We start from the raw sequence: 6,525 nt of genomic DNA on the forward strand, positions 1-6,525 counted from the left end.
GCCACCCGGCCGCACCAGCGGCAGGCGGGCGTGCCGGGCGGGGCCGGGCTGGTGATCGCCACGCCGGGCGCCGAGCCGGTCGCCGAGGGCGGCTACGGCGCGGTGCTGCTGCTCGACTCGTGGGCGCTGCTGACCCGGGCCGACCTGCGGGCCGGCGAGGAGGCGCTGCGCCGCTGGATGGCCGCCGCCGCCCTGGCCCGGCCCGGTACGGCCGGCGGCCGGGTGGTGGTGGTCGCCGACGGCGCGCTGGCCCCGGTGCAGGCGTTGCTGCGCTGGGACTCCGCCTGGTTCGCCGCCCGGGAACTGGCCGAGCGGCGGGAGCTGGGCTTCCCTCCGGCGGTACGGATGGCGAGCGTCACCGGCGTGGCCGAGGCGGTGGCCGACCTGCTCGCCGGCGCCCGGCTGCCGGGCGACGCCGAGGTGCTCGGCCCGGTGCCGGCCGAGGAGGGCCGGGAACGGATGCTGGTACGCGTGCCCCGGTCCCGGGCCGCCGCGATGGCCGAGGCGCTGCACGCCGCCGCGGGGCAGCGCAGCGCCCGCAAGGCGGCCGACCCGGTACGCCTCCAGGTCGATCCGCTCACCCTGTTCTGATCGGACGCGACCGCGTGACGGTGCGCACGCGCGCCCTCGCGCACGGTCGTGAGCTGGGGTTTGCCGCACACCTGGTCCGGCAATCGAGTAGCGGGCGGTGATAGCATCGCCCGTCATGCCCAGCCGCGCGGTTTCCCCGCGCGGGACGCGGCGCGGCGGGTGCCAGAGCACGTCGGGCCGACACTCGATGTCGTCAGTCAGCCGGTGAGCAGGGGTGGACCAGTCGTGACCGTTCGTCAGTCGATCGTCTTCAACGGTGACCTCGGCAGTGGCAAGAGCACCGTCTCGGTCGAGATCGCCAAGCGGCTCGGGCTGCGCCGGGTCAGCGTCGGTGACCTCTACCGCCAGATGGCCCAGGAGCGGCAGATGACCGCCCTCCAGCTCAACCTGCACGCCGAGCTGGACCAGGCCGTCGACGGCTACGTCGACCAGCTCCAGCGCGACATCGCCGCCTCCGGCGAGTCCCTGGTCATGGACTCCCGCCTGGCCTGGCACTTCTTCACCGACGCGCTCAAGGTGCACATGATCACCGAGCCGACCGAGGCGGCCCGGCGGGTGCTGGCCCGCCCGTCCGGTCCGGCCGAGAGCTACACCTCGCTGGAGGAGGCGCGGGCCAAGCTGCGCGAGCGCAGCGAGAGCGAGCGCGGCCGGTTCATCGTCCGGTACGGCGTCGACAAGGCCCGCCTGCGCAACTACGACCTGGTCTGCGACACCACCCGGGCCAACCCGGAGCAGGTCATCCAGCACGTCATCGACGTCTACGAGGGCCGCCTGGGCGCGGACGTGCTGCGCGCCGGCCAGCCGTTGCTGCTGCTCGACCCGACCCGGGTGTACCCCACCGAGGACGTGTCGACGCTGCGCGGCCTCTGGGACGCCGACGCCGCCGCCGAGGCGGCCGGAAGCGGCGAGGAGCCGGAGCCGCTGAGCATCGGCTACACCGGCGAGTACTTCTTCGTCGTGGACGGGCACCGGCGGCTCAGCGCGGCGGTGCGCGCCGGGCTGCCGATGGTCCCGGCCCGGCTGGTCGCCGAGGTGGAGGAGCCGGTGGTCGGCGGGATCAGCGCGCTCGACTTCTTCACCGCGCAGGCCCGCCCGGGCCTGATCCACGACTGGGAGGACGCGCACGGCATCACGCTGCCGCTGCCGGAGCACGCGCTGCTCGGCGGCGGCCCGGTGCTCGCCGGGGAGCCGGGCGCCGGCGCCTGACCGCCGGGGGACACCGCCACCTCACCGGCACGGGTTCACCCGATCCGGCGGGCCGGAGCATGATGAAGGCCTCCGATGCCTGGGGAGGCGGAATCGTGGATCCCACCGACGCGCTCGCGCTGCTGATGTCCCCCGAGGGTCGTCTCGACCCCTATCCGACGTACGAGCGGCTGCGCGCGCACGGCCCGGTGGTCCAGGCCGGGCCGGTCTTCTACGTGGTCACCGGCTACGCGGAGGCCGACGCGATCCTGCGCGACGCCCGGTTCGGTGTGATGGACGACGCGCTGCGCGACCAGTTCATGCCCGGCTGGCGGGAGAGCCCGGCGGTGGTGTCGATCTCCCGGTCGATGCTGCGCACCAACCCGCCCGACCACAGCCGGATGCGTCGGCTGGCCGCGGGCGCGTTCACCCCGCGCCGGATCGCCGCCATGCGCGACGTGGTGCGGGCACAGGCCGACGAGCTGGTCGACGCGATGCTCGCCGCCGACGGGCCGGTCGACTTCATGGCCGCGTTCGCGTACCCCCTGCCGGTCGGGGTGATCTGCGCGCTGCTCGGCGTGCCGGCGGCGGACCGGCCGCTGTTCCGGCGCTGGGCCACCGACCTGACCGGCGTGCTCGAACCGGAGATCACCGCCGACGAGCTGGCGGTGGCCGACCGGGGCGCGGCCGAGCTGCGGAGCTACTTCACCGAGCTGGTGGCGGCCCGCCGCCGGGCCCCGGCCGACGACCTCACCACCGCGCTGGTCCAGGCCCACGACGGCGGCGACCGGCTCTCCGGCGACGAACTGCTGGCCAACCTGATCGTGCTGCTGGTGGCCGGTTTCGAGACCACCACCAACTTGCTCGGCAACGGCCTGGTGGCGCTGCTGGACCACCCGGACGCCGCGGCGGCGCTGCGCGAGCGGCCCGACCTGGCGCCCGCCTACGTCGACGAGCTGCTGCGCTACGACTCGCCGGTGCAGCTCACCTCGCGGATGAGCACCGCGCCGTCCCGGTACGGCGACGTCGACCTGCCGCCGGAGAGCTGGGTCATCGTGCTGCTCGGCGCGGCCAACCGCGATCCCCGCCGCTATCCGGATCCGGCCCGCTTCGACCCGTGGCGGGCGCAGATCGCGCCGCTGTCCTTCGGCGCCGGGCCGCACTACTGCCTCGGCGCGGCGCTGGCCCGGCTGGAGGCGCAGGTGGCGTTCCCGCTGCTGCTGCGCCGGCTGCCGGAGTTGGCCCTCGCGGGCCGGCCCGAGCGGCGGGTCCGGCTCACCCTGCGTGGTCACGCCACGCTGCCGGTGCGCGTGGGGCGGGAGGCGGCCCCGGTCACCGTTCCCGGTACGCCACCCGGGGCGGCCGGGCCGACTCCGTAGACTGGACGCGCATCGTTCGACCCAGACAAGGAGCCACGCCGAGTGACCGTCCAGCCCATCCGTCTGTTCGGCGATCCGGTGCTGCGCACGCCGGCCGACCCGGTCGTCGACTTCGACGCCGAGCTGCGCAAGCTGATCGCCGACCTGACCGACACGATGCGCGAGCAGAGCGGCGCCGGCCTGGCCGCGCCGCAGCTCGGGGTGGGCCTGCGGGTGTTCACCTTCGACGTCGACGACGTCCTCGGTCACCTGGTCAACCCGGTGCTGGAGTTTCCCGACGAGGAGGAACAGGACGGCCCGGAGGGCTGCCTGTCCATCCCCGGGCTCTACTTCGACACCAAGCGCCGGCAGAACGTGATCGCCAAGGGCTTCAACGGCTACGGCGACCCGTTGCAGATCGTCGGCACCGGCCTGATGGCCCGCTGCGTGCAGCACGAGACCGACCACCTCGACGGCGTCCTCTTCGTCGACCGGCTCGACGCGGCCGGCCGCAAGGAGGCCATGAAGGCGATCCGCCAGGCCGAGTGGTACGACCAGGCCGCCCCGCCGACGGTCAAGCTCAGCCCGCACGCCGCCGGCAACCCGTTCGGCCTGGGGCGGTGACCCGGATGCGCCTGGTCTTCGCCGGCACGCCGGCTGTCGCCGTACCGGCCCTGGACGCGATCGCCGCCTCCGGGCACGAGCTGCTCGCCGTGGTCACCCGCCCCGACGCGCCGGCCGGCCGGGGGCGGGGACTGGTCCGCTCGCCGGTCGGCGCGTGGGCCGACGCGCACGGCGTCGAGGTGCTCACCCCGGCCCGCCCGCGTGAGCCGGAGTTCCTCGACCGGCTGCGCGAGCTGGCGCCGGACTGCGTACCGGTGGTCGCCTACGGCGCGCTGGTGCCGCCGGTGGCGCTGGAGATCCCCCGGCACGGCTGGATCAACCTGCACTTCTCGCTGCTGCCCGCCTGGCGCGGCGCCGCGCCGGTGCAGCACGCCGTGCTGCACGGCGACGAGCTGACCGGGGCCAGCGTCTTCGAGCTGGAGGAAGGGCTGGACACCGGCCCGGTCTACGGCACCGTCACCGACGAGATCCGTCCCGCCGACACCTCCGGCGACCTGCTGGAGCGGCTCGCGCACTCCGGCGCCGGGCTGCTGGTCGCGGTCCTCGACGCGATCGGCGCCGGCACCGCCCGGGCCGTGCCGCAGCCCGCCGACGGGGTCTCGCTCGCCCCGAAGCTCACCGTCGAGGACGCCCGGGTCCGCTGGGGCGACCCGGCGTTCGCGGTGGACCGGCGCATCCGTGCCTGCACGCCCGCGCCCGGCCCGTGGACCACGTTCCGCGACGACCGGGTCAAGCTCGGCCCGGTCACCCCGCTGGCCGAGGGCCCGGAGCTGAAGCCGGGGGAGCTGCACGTGGAGAAGTCCGGCGTGCTCGTCGGCACCGCCACCACGCCGGTGCGCCTCGGCGAGGTGCGCGCCGCCGGCAAGAAGGCCATGCCCGCCGGCGACTGGGCGCGCGGCGCCCGGGTCACCGCCGGCGAGGTGTTCGCGTGACGGGGCCGTCGCGCCCGGACCGGCCCGCCGAGGGCGAGCGTCCCCGGGGGTACGCGCGTGAGCACGCCGACCGGCCCGGCGCGGATCGGCGTGGCGCAGACCGTTCCGGTGGGGACCGACGCGGCGGTGACCGGTTCGGCGGTGACCGGTCCGGTGGGGACCGGCGCGGTGGGCGCCGTCCGGTCCGTCCGGCCGTGGACCTGCCCCGGCAGATCGCGTACGAGGCGATCGCGGCGGTGCACCGCGACGACGCGTACGCCAACCTGGTGCTCCCGGCGATGCTGCGCGAGGCCGGGCTGACCGGCCGGGACGCCGCGTTCGCCACCGAGCTGACCTACGGCACGCTGCGGCACACCGGCACGCTCGACGCGATCGTCACCGACGCGGCCGGGCGGGACGTGCAGCGCATCGACCCGCCGGTGCGCGACGCGCTGCGGCTCGGGGCGTACCAGATCCTGCACACCCGGGTGCCCGCGCACGCCGCGGTGTCCTCGACCGTGGACCTGGTCCGGTCGGTGGGGCCGGGCGCCACCGGGTTCGCCAACGCGGTGCTGCGGGAGATCACCAGCCGCGACGCCGACGCCTGGGTGGCGAAGATCGCCCCGGCCGAGGAGACGGACCCGATCGGGCACCTCGCGCTGGCGTACAGCCACCCGCAGTGGATCGTGCGGTCGTTCGCCGAGGCGCTCGGCGGCGACATGGGGGAGATGACCCGGCTGCTCATCGAGGACAACGAGCGCCCGCCGGTGCACCTGTGCGCCCGGCCCGGTCTGGCCGATCCGGTGGCGCTCGCCGACGAGGTGGGCGGCGCGCCCGGCGCGTTCTCGCCGTACGCGGTCTACCTGCCCGGCGGCGCGCCGGGTGACCTGCCGGCGGTGGCCGACGGCCGTGCGCACGTGCAGGACGAGGGTTCCCAGCTGGTGGCGGACGCGCTGGCGGCGGCGCCGCTGGACGGGCCGGACGGCCGGTGGCTGGACCTGTGCGCCGGCCCGGGCGGCAAGTCCGGCCTGCTCGGCGCGCTCGCCGCGACCCGCGGCGCGCGGCTGACCGCGGTCGAGGTGGCCGAGCACCGGGCGCGGCTGGTCGAACAGGCCACCCGCGGGTTGCCGGTGACGGTGCTGAACACCGACGGGCGCACCGTGGGTAGTGACCCGAAGCTGCCGGAGGAGCACTTCGACCGGGTGCTCGTGGACGCGCCGTGCACCGGGCTGGGCGCACTGCGCCGCCGCCCGGAGTCGCGGTGGCGCCGCCAGCCGTCGGATCTGCCGCCGCTGACCCGGTTGCAGCGGGAACTGCTCACCGCGGCGCTGCGGGCGGCCCGGCCGGGTGGCCTGGTGGCGTACGTGACGTGCTCGCCGCACGTGGTGGAGACGCACGTGACGGTGACCGAGGCGGCCCGGCGGTGCGGTTTCGGCGTCGACTTCGTCGACGCGCGGCCGCTGCTGCCGGCCGGCATGCCGGGCCTGGGTGACGGCCCCACGGTGCAGCTCTGGCCGCACCGCCACGGCACCGACGCCATGTTCCTGGCGGTCCTCCGCCGGGTCTGACCCACCTCTCTCCGCAGTCGATCAAGGAGTTCGTGTCCCCGGGGCCACCGTGCCCGGGCACGAACTCCTTGATCGTCATGCGGCGAAATGGGGAGGGATGGAGCGTGTGCGGCATCCCGGTGGGGGGAGGGGGCCGGTGGGATGTGACAGCCCGTTGACTGTGCGATCGATACATGTAACTGTTCCGATCACCGGTCCCGGCACCCCCGCCCGCCGAACCCCCACGAGGAGTCTCCATGAGACGCAGAACGCCGACCACGAGCCTCGCGCTCGCCCTCGTCGCCACCC

At 75.5% G+C, this 6,525-nt stretch carries 4 protein-coding genes and 2 pseudogenes; all 6 read left to right on the plus strand.

Translation table 11 applies throughout. From position 1 onward, the window contains the following. Window positions 1-591, plus strand: a pseudogene (locus tag EAD96_RS27725) (primosome assembly protein PriA); the annotation flags it as partial. Window positions 592-816: 225 nt separating this feature from the next. After that, window positions 817-1,797 (plus strand): AAA family ATPase, encoded by a 981-nt coding sequence (locus tag EAD96_RS27730; protein WP_120570499.1) that lies wholly within the window; start codon window positions 817-819, stop codon window positions 1,795-1,797. Window positions 1,798-1,892: 95 nt separating this feature from the next. Then, on the plus strand, window positions 1,893-3,155 hold the full coding sequence (locus tag EAD96_RS27735; protein WP_199733320.1) for a cytochrome P450: 1,263 nt from the start codon (window positions 1,893-1,895) through the stop codon (window positions 3,153-3,155). Between the two features lie 42 nt (window positions 3,156-3,197). After that, window positions 3,198-3,758 (plus strand): peptide deformylase, encoded by a 561-nt coding sequence (gene def, locus EAD96_RS27740; protein ID WP_030271057.1) that lies wholly within the window; start codon window positions 3,198-3,200, stop codon window positions 3,756-3,758. A gap of 5 nt (window positions 3,759-3,763) precedes the next feature. Continuing rightward, the gene (fmt, locus tag EAD96_RS27745) at window positions 3,764-4,690 is read left to right on the plus strand and encodes a methionyl-tRNA formyltransferase (protein WP_121686318.1); all 927 of its coding nucleotides are present in this window, start codon (window positions 3,764-3,766) and stop codon (window positions 4,688-4,690) included. Window positions 4,691-4,881: 191 nt separating this feature from the next. Further along, a pseudogene (locus tag EAD96_RS27750) lies at window positions 4,882-6,237 on the plus strand (RsmB/NOP family class I SAM-dependent RNA methyltransferase); the annotation flags it as partial. Window positions 6,238-6,525 lie beyond the last annotated feature (288 nt).

Source organism: Micromonospora sp. BL1, from assembly GCF_003667485.1.
GTDB classification, from domain to species: Bacteria; Actinomycetota; Actinomycetes; order Mycobacteriales; family Micromonosporaceae; genus Micromonospora; species Micromonospora tulbaghiae.

Coding starts and splice junctions, on each gene's coding strand:
- fmt (WP_121686318.1), top strand. CDS start 3,764: ATGCGCCTGGTCTTCGCCGGCACGCCGGCTGTCGCCGTACCGGCCCTG.